This is a genomic window from Brevibacterium sp. CS2 (assembly GCF_005280295.1).
Classification (GTDB): Bacteria; Actinomycetota; Actinomycetes; order Actinomycetales; family Brevibacteriaceae; genus Brevibacterium; species Brevibacterium pityocampae.
This window is the reverse complement of the sequence record NZ_CP040020.1, coordinates 1,980,443-1,999,611: the sequence shown is the minus strand read 5'-3', so window position 1 is coordinate 1,999,611 and position 19,169 is coordinate 1,980,443. Positions and strand designations below refer to the sequence as shown.

The 19,169-nt window shown below is 72.0% G+C and carries 17 protein-coding genes and 2 pseudogenes; 10 read left to right on the top strand and 9 right to left on the bottom strand.

From position 1 onward, the window contains the following. The first annotated feature begins 121 nt into the window (after positions 1 to 121). Together pdxS and pdxT are read left to right on the top strand one after the other, a co-directional pair. Positions 122 to 1,006, top strand: coding sequence for a pyridoxal 5'-phosphate synthase lyase subunit PdxS (gene pdxS / locus FDF13_RS08950; protein WP_137319335.1), 885 nt, complete (start codon positions 122 to 124; stop codon positions 1,004 to 1,006). Next, positions 1,003 to 1,647, top strand: coding sequence for a pyridoxal 5'-phosphate synthase glutaminase subunit PdxT (pdxT, locus tag FDF13_RS08945; RefSeq protein ID WP_137319334.1), 645 nt, complete (start codon positions 1,003 to 1,005; stop codon positions 1,645 to 1,647). Before pdxS ends, pdxT begins: the two co-directional genes overlap by 4 nt. A gap of 153 nt (positions 1,648 to 1,800) precedes the next feature. Here pdxT and FDF13_RS08940 read toward each other — a convergent pair whose 3' ends face one another. After that, positions 1,801 to 3,009, bottom strand: a complete 1,209-nt coding sequence (locus FDF13_RS08940; protein WP_137319333.1) for a YeiH family protein — start codon at positions 3,007 to 3,009, stop codon at positions 1,801 to 1,803. After that, entirely contained in the window at positions 3,006 to 3,137 is a 132-nt protein-coding gene (locus FDF13_RS15475; protein ID WP_295687480.1) for a hypothetical protein, read from the bottom strand. The genes FDF13_RS08940 and FDF13_RS15475 overlap by 4 nt, the downstream gene beginning before the upstream one ends. Before the next feature lie 282 nt (positions 3,138 to 3,419). Here FDF13_RS15475 and zupT point away from each other — a divergent pair, with 282 nt between their 5' ends. Both zupT and FDF13_RS15610 read left to right on the top strand, forming a co-directional pair. Further along, entirely contained in the window at positions 3,420 to 4,217 is a 798-nt protein-coding gene (gene zupT, locus FDF13_RS08935) for a zinc transporter ZupT (protein WP_254668756.1), read from the top strand. A 70-nt stretch (positions 4,218 to 4,287) separates the two neighbouring features. Beyond that, positions 4,288 to 5,976: pseudogene (locus FDF13_RS15610) on the top strand (FAD-binding dehydrogenase). A 194-nt stretch (positions 5,977 to 6,170) separates the two neighbouring features. Here FDF13_RS15610 and FDF13_RS08920 read toward each other — a convergent pair. Continuing rightward, positions 6,171 to 7,079, bottom strand: a complete 909-nt coding sequence (locus FDF13_RS08920) for a diacylglycerol kinase family protein (RefSeq protein ID WP_175406930.1) — start codon at positions 7,077 to 7,079, stop codon at positions 6,171 to 6,173. 14 nt (positions 7,080 to 7,093) lie between these two features. Continuing rightward, on the bottom strand, positions 7,094 to 8,248 hold the full coding sequence (locus FDF13_RS08915; protein WP_137319328.1) for a C40 family peptidase: 1,155 nt from the start codon (positions 8,246 to 8,248) through the stop codon (positions 7,094 to 7,096). 216 nt (positions 8,249 to 8,464) lie between these two features. Between FDF13_RS08915 and FDF13_RS08910 the strand changes: the two genes are divergently transcribed. From FDF13_RS08910 to FDF13_RS08895, 4 genes and pseudogenes are all read left to right on the top strand, one after another. Further along, entirely contained in the window at positions 8,465 to 8,968 is a 504-nt protein-coding gene (locus FDF13_RS08910) for a hypothetical protein (RefSeq protein WP_137319327.1), read from the top strand. A gap of 69 nt (positions 8,969 to 9,037) precedes the next feature. Continuing rightward, entirely contained in the window at positions 9,038 to 9,556 is a 519-nt protein-coding gene (locus FDF13_RS08905) for an O-acetyl-ADP-ribose deacetylase (RefSeq protein ID WP_137319326.1), read from the top strand. 61 nt (positions 9,557 to 9,617) lie between these two features. Further along, positions 9,618 to 11,268 (top strand): annotated as a pseudogene (locus tag FDF13_RS08900) (helicase HerA-like domain-containing protein). 164 nt (positions 11,269 to 11,432) lie between these two features. Beyond that, entirely contained in the window at positions 11,433 to 12,266 is an 834-nt protein-coding gene (locus tag FDF13_RS08895; protein ID WP_175407038.1) for a patatin family protein, read from the top strand. Between the two features lie 254 nt (positions 12,267 to 12,520). Here FDF13_RS08895 and FDF13_RS08890 read toward each other — a convergent pair whose 3' ends face one another. Then, the gene (locus FDF13_RS08890) at positions 12,521 to 12,913 is read right to left on the bottom strand and encodes a YchJ family protein (protein ID WP_217494840.1); all 393 of its coding nucleotides are present in this window, start codon (positions 12,911 to 12,913) and stop codon (positions 12,521 to 12,523) included. A 95-nt stretch (positions 12,914 to 13,008) separates the two neighbouring features. Between FDF13_RS08890 and FDF13_RS08885 the strand changes: the two genes are divergently transcribed. Continuing rightward, a complete protein-coding gene (locus tag FDF13_RS08885) occupies positions 13,009 to 14,088 on the top strand; it encodes a DUF808 domain-containing protein (protein WP_137319323.1) in 1,080 nt (359 codons plus the stop codon). A gap of 12 nt (positions 14,089 to 14,100) precedes the next feature. Here FDF13_RS08885 and FDF13_RS08880 read toward each other — a convergent pair whose 3' ends face one another. Then, on the bottom strand, positions 14,101 to 14,676 hold the full coding sequence (locus tag FDF13_RS08880; protein ID WP_137319322.1) for a hypothetical protein: 576 nt from the start codon (positions 14,674 to 14,676) through the stop codon (positions 14,101 to 14,103). Positions 14,677 to 14,804: 128 nt separating this feature from the next. On the opposite strand from FDF13_RS08880, the gene FDF13_RS08875 reads away from it, so the two are divergent. After that, a complete protein-coding gene (locus tag FDF13_RS08875; RefSeq protein WP_137319321.1) occupies positions 14,805 to 16,445 on the top strand; it encodes an NERD domain-containing protein in 1,641 nt (546 codons plus the stop codon). 129 nt (positions 16,446 to 16,574) lie between these two features. Here the strand turns inward: FDF13_RS08875 and FDF13_RS08870 are convergent, their stop codons facing one another. From FDF13_RS08870 to FDF13_RS08860, 3 genes are read right to left on the bottom strand one after another with little or no spacing between them, the layout of a single operon-like run. Continuing rightward, positions 16,575 to 17,777, bottom strand: coding sequence for an ABC transporter permease (locus FDF13_RS08870; RefSeq protein ID WP_137319320.1), 1,203 nt, complete (start codon positions 17,775 to 17,777; stop codon positions 16,575 to 16,577). After that, on the bottom strand, positions 17,774 to 18,484 hold the full coding sequence (locus FDF13_RS08865) for an ABC transporter ATP-binding protein (protein WP_137319319.1): 711 nt from the start codon (positions 18,482 to 18,484) through the stop codon (positions 17,774 to 17,776). Before FDF13_RS08865 ends, FDF13_RS08870 begins: the two co-directional genes overlap by 4 nt. After that, a complete protein-coding gene (locus tag FDF13_RS08860; protein ID WP_137319318.1) occupies positions 18,481 to 19,107 on the bottom strand; it encodes a hypothetical protein in 627 nt (208 codons plus the stop codon). The genes FDF13_RS08865 and FDF13_RS08860 overlap by 4 nt, the downstream gene beginning before the upstream one ends. Positions 19,108 to 19,169 lie beyond the last annotated feature (62 nt).

The following is a 19,169-nucleotide window of genomic DNA, read 5'->3' as shown; positions in this document are numbered from 1 at the left end:
GGCCCAATGGAGTGAGATGATTCTGGCACTTCTCCTGGTCCACATCCGGATCTAGCGTGACGAGTGACGCGCCATCCACGCACCCGCACCCGGCGTACGCACCCACCCACCGAGGAGAACCATGACGACCGTCGCCCAGCCCCTGCTCAACACCGGACTCGCCCAGATGCTCAAGGGAGGGGTGATCATGGACGTCGTCACTCCCGAGCAGGCCCGGATCGCCGAGGCGGCCGGCGCGGTCGCGGTGATGGCGCTCGAGCGGGTGCCCGCCGATATCCGCGCGCAGGGCGGGGTGGCCCGGATGAGTGATCCCGACCTCATCGCCGGAATCATCGACGCGGTGTCGATCCCGGTCATGGCGAAGGCGCGGATCGGCCACTTCGTCGAGGCCCAGGTGCTCCAGACGCTCGGTGTCGACTACATCGACGAGTCCGAGGTGCTCTCGCCGGCGGACTTCGTCAACCACATCGACAAGTCCGGCTTCGAGGTGCCGTTCGTGTGCGGGGCGACGAACCTCGGTGAGGCGCTGCGCCGGATCACCGAGGGCGCCTCGATGATCCGCTCGAAGGGCGAGGCCGGAACCGGGGACGTGTCCGAGGCGATGCGCCACATCCGCACGATCACCGGCGAGATCCGGGCGCTCGCCGCGCGCAGCGAGGACGAGCTCTTCGTCGCGGCGAAGGAGCTGCAGGCACCCTACGAGCTCGTCGCCCGGGTGGCGCGCGAGGGCGCGCTGCCAGTGGTGATGTTCGTCGCCGGCGGTATCGCGACCCCGGCGGACGCGGCGATGATGATGCAGCTCGGGGCCGACGGCGTGTTCGTCGGCTCGGGGATCTTCAAGTCCGGGGACCCGGAGAAGCGGGCGCGGGCGATCGTCGAGGCGACCACCCACTACGACGACCCGGACACGATCGCCCGGGTCTCCCGCGGCCTCGGCGAGGCGATGGTCGGGATCACCGTCGGGGAGCTGCCCGCCCCGCACCGGCTGGCCGAGCGCGGGTGGTGATCCCGGCTCCCGTCATCGGCGTCGTCGCGCTCCAGGGCGCGGTGTCCGAGCACATGCGGACGCTCACCGGGCTCGGCGCCGAGGTCCGCCGGGTCACCAGGCCGGAGCACCTCGCCGGGCTCACCGGGCTCGTGCTGCCCGGTGGGGAGAGCACCGCGATGGTGCGCCTCGCCGCTGGGACCGGGCTGTTCCCGGCGCTCACCGACGCGGCACGCGCCGGTCTGCCGGTCCTCGGCACCTGCGCGGGCCTCATCCTGCTCGCCCGGGAGGTCGAGGACGGTGCGGCACTCGAGGGCTTCGCACGCGTCCCCGTGCTCGACCTCACGGCCCGCCGCAACGCCTACGGCGCGCAGCGCGAATCGTTCACCGCGCGGGTCGCGCTGCGCAGCCGCAGGGCCCCCGGGACGGACCCGGACGACGGGCCGGACGCCCCGGATCGGGAGATCGACGCGGTGTTCATCCGGGCACCGCAGGTCACCCGGGTGGGTCCCGGGGTTGAGGTGCTCGCCGCGCATGCCGGATGTCCGGTGCTCGTGCGGCAGGGGGCGGTCATGGCGGCGGCCTTCCACCCCGAGCTCACCGCAGACCCGGCGGTCCACCGGCTGTTCCTCACCGCCGCCGCGGCCCAGCCGGTGCACTGACGCGATTCCCGGGTCACCCCAGTGCGGTCACCGGTCTCCGCGGTCGCTCCAGTGCGGATACCGTCCGGTAAGCGCACTGGAACGACTGCGGAACCTCGCACTCCCGGGCCGCCGGGCCGACCGGGCCGACCGGGCCGACCGGGCCAGTGGCCCTCAGAACTGGAAGGAGCTGAAGAGCAGCACCGCGAGGCCGAGGCCGGCGACGAGGTTGACGAGGGTGGCGGCGGCGAACACGAGGATCGGCTTCCAGCCGGCCTCGCGCACCGAGGACACTGTGAATTCGAGTCCGATCGACACGAAGGCGAGGCTGAGCGCCCACACCTGGAGCTCCTTGGCCGCATCGAGGCGCGGTTCGAGCACCGCCGGGTCGACCGTCACACCGAGCACCGTGGCGACGATCGAGGCGAGGAGGAAGCCGAGGACGAACTTGGGGAAGCGATCCCACACCATCGCCCAGGCGCGCGGCTTGTGCCCGGACGCACTCGCGGTACCCGCACCGTCACCGGCAGCCGCACCGTCACCGGCAGCAGCAGCCACCCGGTCGACGCGCAGCGCGAAGAACAGGGTGAGGAGGACGGCGACGAAGCCGAGCAGCGCGTTCTGCGTGACCTTGACGATCGAGGCGATCTGCAGCGGCTGCTCGCCGGCGACCGCACCGGCGGCGGTGACCGCCGCGGTGGTGTCGATGTTGCCGCCGATCCACGCGCCGGTCACCGCCGGTGGCAGCCCCATGAGGGAGGCGAGCCACGGGAGCAGGAAGATCGAGGGCACGGCGAACACGATGACGAGCGTCGCGGTGTAGGCGAGCTGCTCCTTCTTCGCCCGCACCGCACCGGCGGCCGCGACCGCGGCGCTCACCCCGCAGATGGACAGGGCCGAGGCGAGCAGAGCGCGCAGGCGGTCGTCGAGTCCGAGCACCCCGGCGAACCACCAGGTGAAGGCGAAGACGATCGCGATGAGGCAGATCGCCTGCATGACCGCCGGACCGAAGGCCTTGACGAAGATCGCGAAATTGATCGTCGCGCCGAGCAGCACGAGCCCGATCTTGATGAACAGCTCCGTCCGGAACGCGGCGTTCATCCGATCGCGCACCCCGCACAGCGAGAGCACCGCGTTGCCGAGGAACCCGAGGGCGATCGCGTAGATCGGGTACTCGATCGACTGCGCGACATCGCCGAACCACGTCCCGGCGGTCGCCTCGGGGACGGTGTCGGTGAGGAGCTGCACGAGGGCGGCGAGGCCGAGCACCACGACCGCACCGGCGATCGTCCACCCGGTGCGGGCACGCGGGGATGCCGGCGCTGCGGGCGCCTCGGCGGAGGTGGTGGCGGGTGCGGGCCCTGATGCGTCGGTGCGGCTCACGGGATGAGGTCCGCGCTGATGAGGCCGAGCAGGCACGCGCCGAGGAGCAGGAGGCCGATGATCGTCGCGGTCCAGTCCTCGTTCAAGGAGAACTTCCCGTAGTCGTCCGGTGAGCTGTCGTCGTCCACGCCCGTATCCCTTCCTCGCTCGGCCCGCCCCGCCCGAGCCGGGCGGCGCCACCTCATCCTATGAGCGTCCGCGACCGCACCCTCCCAGCGGTCTGCCGGGGTCGGGCAGAATTCATCCTCCCGTCACCGGGCGCCGGATCCGCGCCGCCGCTGTCCCGCATCCCGTCCCGGCGTGTGAGCCGGTCCACATTTGCTCACCTGCGCACATCACGACTTGTGCAGGAGCGATCCGAATCGCTAGAAATTGAGGATCGCCGAGCGGACGGATCGAGGAGGGATCGAGTGGAGAACGTGCTCTTCGCCTTCGCGCTCACGCTCGCCGCCGGCGTCGCGACGAGCCTCGGCGGTCTCATCGCGATCCTCGGCGGCGGCGGTCGGTCGAAGCGCTTCCTCGCCGCCGCGCTCGGATTCTCCGGCGGGGTGATGATCTACATCTCGCTCGTCGAGATCCTGCCGAAGGCCGCGGACTCGCTCGCCGAGGAGCACTCCTCGCAGGCTGCGTCCTGGATGGCGGCCGGCGCCTTCTTCGCCGGCATCGCCGTCGTCGCGATCATCGACCGGCTCGTGCCCGACACCGTGAACCCGCACGAAGTCCCCGGCGACATCCACGAGGAGCGGCCCCGGGAGCGCGCGCTGCTGCGGATGGGCACCTTCACCGCGGTCGCGATCGCCGTCCACAACTTCCCTGAGGGCTTCGCGACCTTCGTGTCCGGCCTGCAGGACCCGCAGATCGCGGTCCCCATCGCCGTCGCGATCGCCATCCACAACGTGCCCGAGGGCATCGCGGTCGCCGCCCCGGTCCATCACGCCACCGGGTCGCGGGGCCGGGCGCTGACCCTCGCGACGCTCGCCGGGCTCGCCGAGCCGGCCGGCGCGCTCATCGGGTTCGTGCTCCTCGCACCCTTCATCACCCCCACCCTGTTCGGCCTCGTGTTCGCCGCGGTCGCCGGGATCATGGTGTTCATCTCCTTCGACGAGCTGCTCCCCACCGCGCAGCGCTCCGGACACCATCACCACGCGGTGTACGGGCTCATCGCGGGCATGGCGGTGATGGCGGCCAGCCTGCTCCTCATGATGTGAGGCGGACGATGTGAGGCGGGCGCGGCCGGTACGCTGGGACCCCACCGACCGCGCTGCCCCGGGAGGCACCATGGACACCGACGTCCTCGTCATCGGCACCGGACTCTCCGGGCTCGTCGCCGCGACCCAGGCGGCCCGTGCGGGAGCACGCGTCGTCCTCCTCGACCAGGAGGGTGAGCAGGACCTCGGCGGGCAGGCGTACTGGTCGTTCGGCGGCCTGTTCCTCATCGACTCCCCCGAGCAGCGACGGATGGGGATCCGCGACTCCTTCGAGCTCGCCCGGGCCGACTGGATGGGCTCGGCCGGCTTCGAGGAGCACGATGTGTGGCCGCGCCGATGGGCGGAGGCGTACCTCGACTTCGCGCACGGGGAGAAGCGGGCGTGGCTCCACGCGATGGGCCACCGGTTCTTCCCCGTCGTCGGCTGGGCCGAGCGCGGGGACGGCACCGCCGACGGCCACGGGAACTCCGTGCCCCGATTCCACACATCACCTGGGGCACCGGCCCCGGCGTCGTCGCGCCGTTCCTCGCCCGCACCAAGGAGCTCATCAGCGCCGGCCGGCTGCAGGTCCGCTTCCGCCACCGGGTCGACGCACTCCTCACCGGGCCCGGTTCCGTCACCGGCGTGCGCGGCTCGCTGCTCGCCCCCGATGACAGCCCGCGCGGCGTCGCCTCGAACCGGGAGGTCACCGGGGAGTTCGAGCTGCGGGCCGGCGCGACGGTCATCGCCTCGGGCGGGATCGGCGCGAACCACGCGCTCGTGCGGCAGAACTGGCCGACCGACCTCGGCACTCCCCCGCGCACCATGATCTCCGGGGTGCCGGAGTACGTCGACGGGCGGATGATCCCGATCGCCCAGGCCGCCGGCGCGCACCTGCTCAACCCCACCCGGATGTGGCACTACACCGAGGGCATCCGCAACTGGGACCCGGTGTGGGCCGGCCACGGGATCCGGATCCTACCCGGCCCCTCGTCCCTGTGGCTCGACGACCGCGGACGGCGGCTGCCCGTCCCGCTGTTCCCCGGCTCCGACACCCGGGCCACGCTCAAGCACCTGCGGGAGATCGACGCGGAGCACTCGTGGTTCGTCCTCAACCAGCGGACCATCGAGAAGGAGTTCGCACTCTCGGGCTCGGAGCAGAACCCGGATCTGACCGGGAAGTCGGTCCGGGCCACGCTCGGGCGGGCGCGCGCGGGGGCGACCGCGCCGGTGGAGGCGTTCAAGCGCCACGGCGAGGACTTCGTCGTCGCAGATTCCCTCGAGGAGCTCGTCGCGGGGATGAACGCGCTCACCGGGGCCGAGGCGGGGCGCGCGGGGGCCGGGGCTGGCGACGGGTGCCCGGCACGTGCTCGACCCGGTGGAGATCCGGCGCATCGTCGAGGCGCGCGATGCCCAGGTGGAGAACGATTTCGGCAAGGACGCCCAGCTCGCCGCGATCCGGCAGGCGCGCGGGTTCCTCGGCGACCGGCTCATCCGGGTCGCCCCGGTGCACCGGATCCTCGACCCGGAGGCCGGACCGCTCATCGCAGTGCGGCTCCACATCCTCACCCGCAAGACCCTCGGCGGCCTCCACACCGATCTGCAGGCACGCGTGCTCGATGCGACCGGGACGCCGATCGACGGCCTCTACGCCGCCGGTGAGGCCGCCGGATTCGGGGGCGGCGGCATGCACGGGTTCAACTCGCTCGAGGGGACGTTCCTCGGCGGCTGCCTGTTCTCCGGCCGGGTCGCCGGCCGCGCCGCCGCGGCAGCGGTCTGAGCCGAGGCTCCTGACCCGGTGCGCGCTCTGCTGACCCGGCGCGCACCTCGAGCGCGGGGCACCTGCCCGGACCGTGGTGGAAACGGCGGACAGTGGTGGCATCGATGCCACCATTCCAGCACGGAACCACCACGGTCCGCAGCGCGCACTCGCGGGTCAGTGCCGGCGCGCCGGTGCGCGCGGGATCGCAGTGTTCAGACTGCCACGGACAGGGCGCCCGGGAGCACGGAGATGCGCAGCCGGGCGACGTTCGGGAACGGTTCGCCGTCGAGGTGGATCGGTGCCGGTGCCGCGGGGACGATCTCCGCCCAGGCGCACCGGTGGTAGGCGAGCACAGCAGGCGCCTCGTCCTGTCCGAGCAGCCCGAAGCAGGCGATCCGCGCCCAGTCCCGCGCGCTCCGCGGCGTGCACACGAGCAGCTCGAGGTGCCCGGCGTCCGGGGCGGCGTGCGGGAACACGCGGATCAGCCCCGGCAGGCCGGCGACGTTCCCGGCGAGCACGCTCCACGCCGGGCCGCGGAACTCCCCGTCGTGCCACCGCACGTGCACCCGGGTGCCGGCATCACCGAGGTGCCGGAGTCCGGCGACCAGGTAGGCCGGCCAGCCGAGGACCCGTTTGGCCCGGTCGGTGAGCCCCATGATCGTGGCGGCGTCGCGGCCGAGGCCGACTGCGGCGAGGAACACCTCGCGCACCTCGGCGCCGGTTCGGGTACGGATGACGGCGATGCCGACATCGGCGCGTCGCACCTCGGCGGCGAACTGCCGCGAGACGCTCGCCGGGCCCGGGGTGATGCCGAGGTTCCGGGCGAAGAGATTCGCGGTGCCCGTCGGCACGAGGGCGAGCGGCGGGAGGTCCGCGCCCTCCCCCTCGACGGCCATCATGCCGCGCACCGCGGAGCGCACCGTGCCGTCGCCGCCGACGACGACGATCCGGGCAACACCCGCACAGACCGCGGCAGCGGCCTGCTCCGCCCCTTCGTGCACCGGGGTGGTGCGGTGCAGGGTCCACGCGATGCCGCGGTCGGCGAGGAGCGCGGTGAGCTCCGCGCACCGCCGGCGGCCGCTCGCGTGGATCGGGTTGAGGACGATCGCCCAGGGGCCCACGTGCTCTGCTCGGGTCAGAGGTACCGCTTGATCCCGGAGAACTGCTTGCCGCGGTCCCAGGCCCGCCAGTCGACGATCTCGACGCTCTTCGAGGCGTTGGGGGCGTGGATCATCTTCCCGTGCCCGAGGTAGATGCCGACGTGGTGGACGGCCCCGCGGCCGCCGTTGCCGGCGAAGAAGATCAGGTCGCCGACTGCGAGGTCCTTCACCTTCACCGACTTCCCCGCGCGCGACTGGGGGCCGGAGTCGCGCGGGATCTCGATGCCGTGGGCGCGGTGCACCGCATAGGTGAAGCCCGAGCAGTCGAACCCGGAGGAGGAGGTGCCGCCCCACAGGTAGCGCACCCCGAGGAAGTCCTTCGCGGTGGACACGAGCTCGGAGGGCTTGGGCTCCTCCGGCCCGCTGCCGGCCGGGTGGAGGTCGACGTCGCGGGTGGGCGCCCAGCCCTTCGCCCCGTCGGGCAGCGCCACCCGCACCCGGTCCCCGGCGCGGGCGAGCACGGGCAGCTCGGCGTTGAACGGCACGTGCTCGACCGCGCCGCCGGTGGGCCGAGCGGTGACCTCGGTGGTGCTGCTGGTGACGATCGCGGTGCTGTGGGCGTCGAGCGCCCGGTCGAAGTCGCGGTTCTCCACGAGCTGGCGGGTCGGCACCCAGCCGGGGTAGCCGTGCTCGTCCCCCGGGCTCTGCTGGCGGGCGACGGCGACCTTCGCCCAGTCGTCGGAGATCTCGAGGATCCGCACCTCGTCGCCGTAGACCGCTTGGGTCTGCGTCCGCCCGGTGAGCGCACGCCGCACCTCGGTCGTCGACAGGTTCGTGCTCCATTCCCCGGTCCGCACGGGGTTCGCGAGCGCCGGTGCATCGATGCGGCGCGGTGAGGAGGGCTTCGTCCACAGGGTGGCGACGGTGACGTCGACGAAAGCGGTGTCCCCGGCCTCGAGCCCCTTGCCCGGGGTCGCGGTGGGGCCGGCGACGGGGGTCCGGTCGATCGCGCCGGCGGACAGGCCCGGGGCGGCACCGGCCGGCACTGCGACGCCGGCGAGGAGGCCGATCCCGAGGACGGCGGCGGTGAGACCGCAGCCCACCCGGCGACGGGGAGCACTGCGGGAGGACTGAGCAGCGGAGGTCCGAGCAGCAGCGCTCTGACGGACAGCAGGCAGGGGTGCAGGCATGGGTGCGTCCTAAGGAGTGGGAAGTGGGACAGCTGCCGACAGTGTAGACATGCCGATCCGCGGCTCCCCACCGGGAATCGCACTGGTGCGGGCCATCGTCACGGAATCGTGACTCTGCCGCGCGACTCCCCTACCGGAGGAGCCCGAGTCCCCGCCGCGCGATCCGTACCCCGCGAGATCCCACGATCCGTACGCCCGCGGTGGGACAATGGGTCCATGGTCCCGGCAGGCAGCATCGCGGCGCTGAGCGCGGCCCTCGGGTGCGGCAGCGACGAGGTCTCCGTGCTCGAGGCGATGCTCGTCATGGAGGAGAATCCCGTCACCCGCTCCTGTGCGGGTGAGCTGAGCTGGGAGTTCATCAATTCCGGGGTGGACTTCGTGTTCTCCGACAGCACCCTGTCCGCGATCGGCATCCGCCTCGTCTACGACCGCAGCGGCGGCTTCAACGGCATCGCGGTCCCCTCGTGGCTCGTCGCCGATTGGCACCGCCGCCCGGGCCCGGCGGACATGCGCCGGGCGTTCGGCGAGCCCGTCGCGGCCGGGGAGACCGCTCGTGAAGAGGTGCGGCTGCCGGAATGGGAGGCGCTCGGCGAGGTCTCGCAGCGCACCCGTCCCGGCACGCTGTGGGAAGTGTTCGACCTCGCGGACGGGGTGATCCACGCCGACTACGACGACTCCCGCACCGTGCGCACCCTCACCCTCATGGCCGAACCCCGCTGAGTCCTCGCACCATCTCCCCGAGCCCGGCACCCCCTCCCCCGGGCCCGTGCCTCTCGCTAGGCTGGCTCCATGGACATCACCCTGCGCACCGGAGACATCACCACCTCGACCGCGCACGCGATCGTCAATGCGGCGAACTCCTCGCTGCTCGGCGGGGGCGGGGTGGACGGCGCGATCCACCGCGCCGCGGGCCCGGAGCTGCTCGCCGAGTGCCAGGAGCTGCGCGCCACCACGCACCCGGACGGGCTGCCGCCCGGTCGGGCCATAGCGACCGGAGCGGGCGCGCTGCCGGCCCGCTGGGTCATCCACACCGTCGGCCCGAACCGGCACACCGGCCAGACCGATGTCGCCGTCCTCGAATCGTGCTTCGCCACCGCGCTCGACGAGGCCGAGCGGATCGGGGCGCGCACGCTCGCCTTCCCCGCGATCGGCGCCGGGGTCTACGGCTGGGACGCCGCCGAGGTGGCCCGCGCCGCCCTCCGGGTGCTCACCGATGCCGGTGCGGCCGAACGCTGGCCGGGGGTCGGGTCGGTCGAGTTCGTGCTCTTCGGCGACGCGGTCGCCGACGCCTTCGCCGCCGTGTTCTGACGCGGTTCCGCGGTGCGTCCGGTGCTTCGGCCGTGTCCGCGCCCTGTGCCAGAATGACCGCATGAGCGATTCCCAGGCGGCCCTCGAGGCCATCCGCACCGGCTACACCTTCGACGTCCCCGCACTCGACCTCGGCTCCGCCATCGACGGCGACACCGTGGTCACCGACGCCCGCGTCCGCCTGCCGCTGGGCATACTCAACCGGCACGGGCTCGTCGCAGGTGCCACGGGCACCGGCAAGACGGTGACGCTCCAGGTGCTCGCCCAGGCGATCTCCGATGCCGGGGTGCCGGTGTTCGCAGCGGACATGAAGGGCGATCTGTCCGGTATGGCGACGCCCGGCGAGGGCTCCGAGAAGCTGCTGGCCCGCACCTCGGCGAACGGCCAGGACTGGACTCCCGCGGCGAGCCCGGTGGAGTTCCTCGCCCTCGGCGGGGAGGGCACCGGGGTGCCGCTGCGCGCCTCGGTCACCTCGTTCGGCCCGCTTCTCCTGTCGAAGGTCCTCGAGCTCAACGACACTCAGGAGTCCGTACTCGGCCTGCTCTTCCACTACGCGGACGCGCAGGGTCTCGCACTCCTCGATCTCAAGGACCTCAAGGCCGTGCTCACCCACCTGACCTCGGACGAGGGCAAGGCCGAGCTCAAGTCGATCGGCGGGGTGAGCAGCGCCTCGGTGGGTGTGATCCTCCGGTCGATCGCCAACCTCGAGGCGCAGGGTGCCGACGTGTTCTTCGGGGAGCCGGAGTTCGACATCGCGGACCTCCTGCGCACCGCAGAGGACGGCCGCGGCATCGTCTCGATGCTCGAGCTGCCGGCGGTGCAGAACCGCCCGGCCCTGTTCTCGACCTTCCTCATGTGGCTGCTCGCGGAGCTGTTCGAGACCCTGCCGGAGGTCGGCGATCCGGAGAAGCCGGCGCTCGTGTTCTTCTTCGACGAGGCGCACCTCCTGTTCCGCGATGCCTCGAAGGCATTCCTCGACTCGGTCGCGCAGACCGTGCGCCTCATCCGCTCGAAGGGTGTGGGCATCGTGTTCGTCACCCAGTCCCCCACGGACGTCCCCGACGAGGTGCTCGCCCAGCTCGGCTCGCGCATCCAGCACGCGCTGCGCGCCCACACCCCCAAGGACGCGAAGGCCCTCAAGGCCACGGTGGAGACCTTCCCGATCACCGATTTCGACCTCGGGACGCTCCTCACCGGGCTCGGCACCGGCGAGGCCGTCGTCACCGTCATGGATCCCGACGGCTCCCCCACCCCCGTGGCCCCGACCCGGATCTTCGCGCCCGCCTCCCGCATGGGGGCCCACCGACGCCCCGGTCATGGAGCAGATGGTCGCGGACTCGCCCCTGCAGGCGAAGTACGGGGAGGCGATCGACCGGGAGTCCGCCCACGAGATCCTCACCCGGCGCTACGCCGAGGCCGAGGCGCAGGCGGACCCGGCGGACAGCCCCGCGAACGCCCCGCGCACCCCGGACGCCTCGACCACGGACCCGGGCCCGGCGGACATGCCGCCGACGCCCACCCGGCAGGAGACCCCGAACCGCATCCCGACGCCCGGCCGCGCGCCCCGGCAGCGCGCGGAGACGCCGCCCGCCCCGCAGGAGTCGATGTTCGAGAAGGTCGTCGAATCGCAGGCCTTCAAGCAGTTCACCCGCACCGCCGCCCGGGAGATCGCCCGCGGGATCTTCGGCACCGGGCGCAGGCGCCGCCGGTGACCGACGGCCCCGACGATCACGCACCGGGCTCCGCACACCCGGACTCCGGGGAACCGGCATCCGTGCCGCAGGCGTCCCCGGTGCCGACCACCGAGCACCATGCGCCGGGCGGCCCGCTGGCCCCGAACGTCACCGACACCGCGCTGATCTTCGAAGGCGGCGGGATGCGTGCCTCGCTCACCTCCGCCGTCGTCGTCGTGCTCCTCGATGCAGGGATCCGGTTCGACTACGTCGCCGGGATCTCCGCCGGGGCGAGCAATCTCGCCAACTACCTGTCGCAGGATTCCCGGCGGGCCCGCCGCTCCTTCGTCGACTTCGCCGCGGACCCGAGGTTCGGCGACGTGCGCACGATGCTCCGCGGCGAGGGCCTGTTCAACGCGAAGTACATCTACGAGGAGACCGGCCTGCCCGACCAGGCGCTGCCCTTCGACTGGCGGACCTTCGCCGACAATCCCGCCGACTTCCGGATCGGCGCCTTCGAGGCGGAGACCGGGGACGAGGTGTTCTTCTCCCGCGCGGATGTCACGGAGATGACCGACCTCATGGTGCGGGTGCGCGCCTCCTCGACGATGCCGGTGATCATGCCGCCGGTGACGATCGACGAGCGCACCTACGTCGACGGGGCGCTCGGGGCCGACGGCGGCATCGCCCTGTCCCGCGCCCAGGCGGACGGCTACGAGAAGTTCTTCGTCGTGCTCAGCCAGGAGCGCGCGTATCGCAAGGCCCCGCAGCGCTTCCCGTGGTTCTACCGACAGTACTTCCGCCGGCACCCGGCGATCGCCGAGGCCCTCCTCACCCGCTGGCAGCGCTACAACGACACCCGGGATCGGCTGCTCGAGCTCGAGCGGGCCGGGCAGGCCTACCTGTTCGCGCCCGAGGTCATGCCGGTGGGCAACGGCGAGCGCGACCTCGCGAAGCTCGCCGCGAGCCACCGCCGCGGCCTGTCGCAGGCCCGCCGCGAGCTGCCCGCCTGGCAGGAGTTCCTCGGCCGCGCCTGAGGTGCGTGCGATCGAGCTGCGTGCGAGCTGAGGCATTCGCGTGCGGACTGAGGCGCTCGCGCGCCCGCGCTCTGAGGCATTCGCGTGCGGTGGCCGGTCCCCGCGCTGCCCTCCCCGCCCAACTGCGGAGTATCCGAAGAGCGGCGCGCAATTGCGCGTCGCCTTCCGGATACCGCGCAGTACGCAGCGCGTCAGTGCCTCAGGTCAGTGCCTCGGGCCCGTGCCTCAGTTCACTGCCGTGCTCGGTCGGTGCCTCACTCGATGGGGTCGAGGTACATCCAGCGGCCGGCGCGGCGGACGAACCGCGACTTCTCGTGCATCCGGCCCTGCGCCATGAGGTCGCGGAACCGGGCGGTGAAGGTCACCGTGCCCTCCTCGTCCTCCGGTCCGCCGCCGGTGACGTCCTCGATCTCGAGACCGAGCCACTGCGTCGTCCGATCGGCCGTCGAATCCACCGGCCGGGTGCGCGGGTGCCAGGTGCGGAACAGGTGGTCGTCGTCGCGCAGCGCGAAGGCCGTGTAGCGCGAGCGCATGAGCGCCTCGGCGGTCTCCGGCCACACCTCGCCGGCGAGCGCCGGCCCGCAGCACTCGATCAGGGAGCTGCCCGCAGGCACTCCGCCGCACGGGCACGGGATCACAGCAGACATCTGTTCTCCTTCGTCTAGCATGACCCTATGCCGAATCCGCAGCACTGCACGACCGCCCCTGCCCAGCCTTCCCGCCGCGTCGGCCGGAGCACCCGATGAGCGGCGGTCTCGTCGCCCTCCTCGACGATGTCGCCGCACTCGCACGGATCGCCGCGGCGAGCGTCGACGACGTCGCCGCCGGAGCCGCGAAGGCGAGCGCGAAGGCCGCCGGCGTGGTCATCGACGACGCCGCGGTCACCCCGCAGTACGTCACCGGCGCTGAGCCCTCGCGCGAGTTGCCGATCATCTGGCGGATCGCCAAGGGTTCGCTGCGCAACAAGCTCCTCATCATCGTCCCGGTGCTCCTCGTCCTCAGCCAGTTCGTGCCGTGGATCCTCACCCCGATCCTCATGCTCGGCGGCACCTACCTGTGCTTCGAGGGCGCGGAGAAGGTGTGGGCGAAGATCCGCGGGCACCATGCGGAGAAGGGCGAGCCCGCGGTCTCCCAGGGCAAGGACGCGGAGGACAAGGTCGTCAAGTCGGCGATCACCACCGACTTCATCCTCAGCTGCGAGATCATGGTGATCTCCCTCAACGAGATCGCCGACGAGACGCTGCTCAGCCGCGCGATCATCCTCGTCGTCGTCGCGATCGGCATCACGCTGCTCGTCTACGGCGTCGTCGGCCTCATCGTCAAGATGGACGACATCGGCCTCCATCTCGCGCAGAAGGAATCGGAGGGCTCGCAGAAGTTCGGCCGGCTCCTCGTCGCGGGCATGCCGCACGTGCTCGACTTCATCTCGCTCGTCGGCACCTTCGCGATGCTCTGGGTGGGCGGCCACATCATCCTCGTCGGGATGGACGATCTGGGCTTCCACGCGCCGTACGCCTTCGTCCACGGCATCGAGGGCCTCGTCGCAGGGGTCGCGGTGATGGGCCCGTTCCTCGCGTGGCTCATCAACACGTTCTTCTCGCTCGTCCTCGGACTGCTGTGGGGCCTCGTCGTCGTCGGCATCGTCCACCTGCTGCCGATCGGTCGCAAGCACGGCGACGTCCACAAGGGCACCGACAGCGCCCGGGGAACCGCCGCCGAGGCGCGCGCCGGCTCACCCGCGCAGGCCGGGGAGCCGTCCCCTGACGGGGACGGGCCGACCGGTTCGCACGCCCCCGGGCACCGCCCGGGCGACTCCGCCTGAGGCGGCCCGGGTTCAGCGGAAGCGCCGCCACACCTCGGTGAGGAATGCGGTGAGCGGTTCGGCGCCTCCGCGCAGGGTGCTCGGCAGGGACAGGCCGGGTCCGCCGATGAGCTTCTCCTCGGTGGCGCGCAGGGACGCCAGGATCTCCGAGTCCGACTCCGCGATGTGCTCGGCGGCGGCCGGGGTGAGGCGGATGACGGTCATCTCCGTGGTGCGTCCGCTGCCGCCGGGCACCTCGGCCGTGTCGATCCCGGTGATGCCGGACCAGGCGAGCCGCCCGAGGTTGCGCTTGGAGTTCGGCCAGCCGCGCTTGAGCTCGACCCCGTCGGTGGTGACGATGAGCCGGTCGGGGTTGACGAACTGGCTGGCGAACAGCGGGAGGCCGAGCACTCCGAAGAAGCCGACGGACAGGATCCCGATCATCCACGACCAGGACCACATGGGCGATTCGAGGATCATGAGCAGGCCGGCGGCGGTGAAGCCGAGCGCGATGCCGAACACGCAGCCGAGCCCGGCCTTGCCCGTCGTGATGACGACGCGCCCCGAGCGGTCGAGCCGGGCGCGCCAGGTGTCGGTGAGGGATGCCATGGACTCACCGTACCCAGCCGCACCGGTGTTCGGAGATCCGGAATGTTCCGATTCCGTGACACCGGAGGCCGCCGTCCCCGCGCCGTGATCGCGCCCCACCGGTCCACCGTCCCCGATAGTCTGAGCCCATGAGCAGCGACGCCGCGGATCAGCAGGCCCCGGGACCGACCGTGCACTGCGACGACGAGCCCGAGGGGGCGGAGAAGGTCGTCCTCGATCACCTCCGCGCCCAGCTGCCCGACGAGGCGGTGATCATCCACGGGCAGCGGCTCACCACCCCGGACGCCGACGTCGAGATCGACTTCCTCATCCTGTGGCCGGGCTTCGGGATCGTCGTGCTCGAGGTCAAGGGCGGTCAGGTGCAGGTGGAGGACGGCCGCTGGTCGACGAGCGGGCACCCGCTGCGCCGCTCCCCGCTCGAGCAGGCGATGGAGGGCAAGTACGCGTTCCTCGACTGGATCCGGCCCCGGATGAGCATGCGCCCCGGCCGCACCGTCCACATGGCATGCCTGCCCTACACGAACACCTCGCGGTGGGACGACCTACCCGATGCGCCGCGCAGCCATGTCGTCGGCCAGCAGGACCTCGGCGGTCTCGCCGCGGCGATGAGCATGGTGCTGCGCACGAACATGCAGCGCGAGCACCCGCCGAGCCCGGCGGCCGTCGCCCTCGTGGTCAAGCAGCTGCGGCAGACGCACGCCGCGATCGAGAACGCGCGCTCGGCCGCGATCGAGCTCGAGGACCGCGCGAACCGCTTCACACAGGAGCAGGAGAAGCTCCTCTCCGTGCTCCGCTACCAGACCCGCGCCGAGCTCAGCGGCGGTCCCGGCTCCGGCAAGACCCACCTCGCGCTCATCAAGGCCCGGCAGCTCGCCGCGGACGGGCAGCGGGTGGCACTCATGTGCTACTCCCGCGGGCTCGGACGCTACTTCGAGCTCATGACCGCGCAGTGGCCGCAAGCGGAGCGCCCGGCCTTCATCGGCCTCTTCCACGACCTGCCGCTGAGCTGGGGCGCCGAGCACGCCGGTGACGACGACCCGCAGTTCTGGGAGGTCGAGCTCCCCACCCGGATGCGCGCGCTCGCCGCCGAGCGCGACCGGGCGGAGCTGTTCGACGCGATCGTCGTCGACGAGGGCCAGGACTTCTCCAACCTCTGGTGGGAGGCGGTGCTGTCGTGCCTGCGCGACCCGGACGCCGGCGTGCTCTACGTCTTCACCGACGAGCGGCAGCGGATCTTCGACCGCGACGGCGACGCCCCGATCGAGATGAACCCCTTCCACCTGGGCGAGAACCTGAGGAACGCGCAGACCGTGGCCGAGGCGTTCGGCTGGCTGTCCGACGAGCCGCAGATCGTCCGCAATCCCGGTGGGGAGCCGGTGGAGCAGATCGACGTGCCCTTTGACGCAGCGCAGGATGCCGCCGACGACGCCGTGGAGCGGCTGCTGGAGAGCGGCGAATGGCAGCCCGAGGACATCGCGCTCCTCACCACGTACAGCCGCCACCCCGAGCAGAGGCAGATCGTCGAGACCGAGGGCTACGAGGTCTACTGGGACGGCTTCTTCTCCGCCTCCCAGGTGTTCTACGGCCACGTGCTCGGCTTCAAGGGGCTCGAGCGGGCCGTCGTCGTGTTCTGCATCAACGGCTTCCGCGACCCCGAGCGCGCCCGCGAGATGCTCTACGTCGGGATGTCGCGGGCGCGCTCGAAGCTCGTGCTCGTCGGCGACATGGCCAAGATCCAGGAGCTCACCGCGGTCGCCGAGGAGCCCTGAATCGAAGCCCTCAGCCCCGCGCCCGCACGTCCTCGACGAAGGCGCGGGCCACCGGCGCCTCGGTCCCGGTGACGAGGAGCACAACGTGCTCCGGCGGGTGGATATCGTCGCCGTGAGGCGTTCGCGCCGCTACTGGCGGATCGCGTCGATGATCGTCACCCGGGCCGCGATCGCCCCGGGGATCACCCCGGCGAGCGCGCCGACGGCGATCGACACGCCGATCCCGATGAGCGCGGCGGACACCGGGAACGGCGGCACGTCGGTGACGATCTCCCCTATGAGGTTTGTCACCAGCGGCGACTTGAGGAGGAGCACCGCGGCGACGACACCGACGACCCCGGCGACGAAGGTCGCCACCACGCTCTCCATGACGATGGAGAAGAAGATCCGCCCACCGGTGGCGCCGAAGCTGCGCCGCACCCCGATCTCCCGGATCCGCTGGCGGACGGTGACGACGGAGATGTTGACGAGGCCGAGTGCGCCGAGCAGCAGGATGAGGGCGCTCACCCCGAGCAGCCCGTTACGCAGGCCGGCGAGGATGTCCGGCTCCTCCCCGGCGAAGAAGTCCATGCGGTAGGCGGACACCTCGTAGCCGGGCAGCTCTTTCGACAGCCGCGCCTCGAGCTGCGCGGCGAGGAGCTCGGCCTCGGCGTCGGGCACCCACAGCTTGGCGCCCACCCCGGTGCCGCTGAGGTCGAGGGCGTCGATCGACTGCGCGGTGCTCGGGAGCATGAAGAGCGACTCCGTGCCGGAGAGGCGCGGGACCTCGACCACCCCGATGACGGTGGCGGTGATGTGCTCCGCTCCCGGCAGGCGCATGGTCGTCGGCAGCGCGCTCGTGTCGATGCCGCTGCGCTCGGCGAGGTTCGAGTCGATGACGATCGGCGGGGACCGGTTCTCCCCGTCGCCCTCGGCGAACCAGCGGCCGAGCGCGGGCTGCTGGCGGTGGATGACCGCGTAGTCGGGCTCGACGATCCGCACGGAGACGGATCTCTGGGAGTCCGCGCCGGTGGACAGGGAGGTGTCGACGAGGAGGCTGGTGTGCCCGATCCCGAACTCCTCGGCGACGCCGTGGACCTCCGCGGCGACCTCCCCGAGGTCGCGGGCCGCCCCGGTGCCGGGGTAGAGGTCGACCTGCAGGGTGGCGGCCCGGCCGCCCTCGCGCTCGAAGGTCTCGCGCATCCCCTGGGAGGTCATCTCGCCGAGCGCGACGACGACGGTGAGCGAGCACACGGCGACCCCGACGCCGAACAGGGAGAGCAGCACGCGCAGCTTGTGGATGCGCAGCTCCTGCCAGGCCTCGACGCAGGCGGCGAAGAAGGTCGTGATCATCGGACCGCGCTCCCCTGCGCCTCGGGCACGAGACGTCCGGCGTCGAGCCGGAACCGGTGGTCGGCACGGGCGGCGATCGCGGGGTCGTGGGTGATCGTGACGAGTGCGGTGCCGAATTCCTGGGCGGCCTGCTGCAGCAGGTCCATCACCGCCCGCCCGGTGTCGATGTCGAGGGCGCCGGTCGGCTCGTCGGCGAGGATGACGCGGGGCCGGCGCACGAGGGCGCGGGCGATCGCCACGCGCTGCTGTTCGCCCCCGGAGAGGTTCTTCGGCTGGGCGTCGATCCGGTGGCCGAGCCCGAGCCGCTCGAGGACCTCGGCGGCGAGCGCATTGCGCCGGCGGAACTCCCCGGCCGTCCCGTAGAGCAGGGGCGCGGCGACGTTCTCGCGCGCCGTGCGGTCGGGCAGGAGGTTGAACTGCTGGAACACGAAGCCGATGTCGCGCCCGCGGATCCGTGCGGCTCTGCGGGCGGAGATCCGCTCGATCGGCTCCCCGCACCAGCGCATGGTGCCGGCGGTCGGCCGGTCGAGGAGGCCGAGGATGTTGAGTAGCGTCGACTTCCCCGAACCCGAGCGGCCGACGATCCCGAGGTGGTCCCCGGCACGCACCGTGAGATCGACACGGAACAGAATGGTGAGCACGCTGTCATCGGGCAGCCGAGCGGCGCGGGCGACCCCGGCAAGCTCGATGAGCGGGGCCTCGGTCACCAGTCGCCCTCGCCGCCGAACTCCCCAGGGTCGTCCGCGGCCTGCTCGGGTGCGGTGCCGGGGACGAACTCGGCGATCGCCTCGCCCTCCTCGAGCCCGGAGACGACCTCGACCATGGTGCCGTCGCTCATCCCGAGCTCGACCGCGCGCTCCTCCTCGGTGCCGTCGGCGCCGATCGTCCACACGGTGCCCTTCTCGGTGAGGCCGCGCACCGCGGTGACGGGCACGATGAGTGCATCCTCGACGGAGCCGGCGTCGACCTCCATGGTCATCGGCAGCCGGTTGTAGACGGTGACCTCGTCGGGCACGAGACAGGTGAGTGACACCGTGTCCCCGCCGCCCGGGTCGGGTGCCGCGCCCGCGTCCTCGGCCGGGGCCGGATCCGCCTCGCCCGTGCCCTCGGAGCCGCCGGTGCTGTCGGGACCGGCAGTGTACCCGGCCCCGTCGCCACCGTCGTCGCCGCCCGTCGATCCCTGGTCGATGCGCAGTCCGGTGCAGTCGAAGGGCTCGGGCCCCTTGGTGATGGTGATCTCCGCGGAGTCGGGCAACTCAGTCAGCCGGTAGAGATCGATCGGCTCGATCACACCGACGGCGCGGAAGATCCGCTGCGCGACGGAGGTCACAGGGGTGCCCTTCGCCACCTCGTCGCCGATCTCCTGGGTGAACTCCCCGAGCGTGCCGTCGG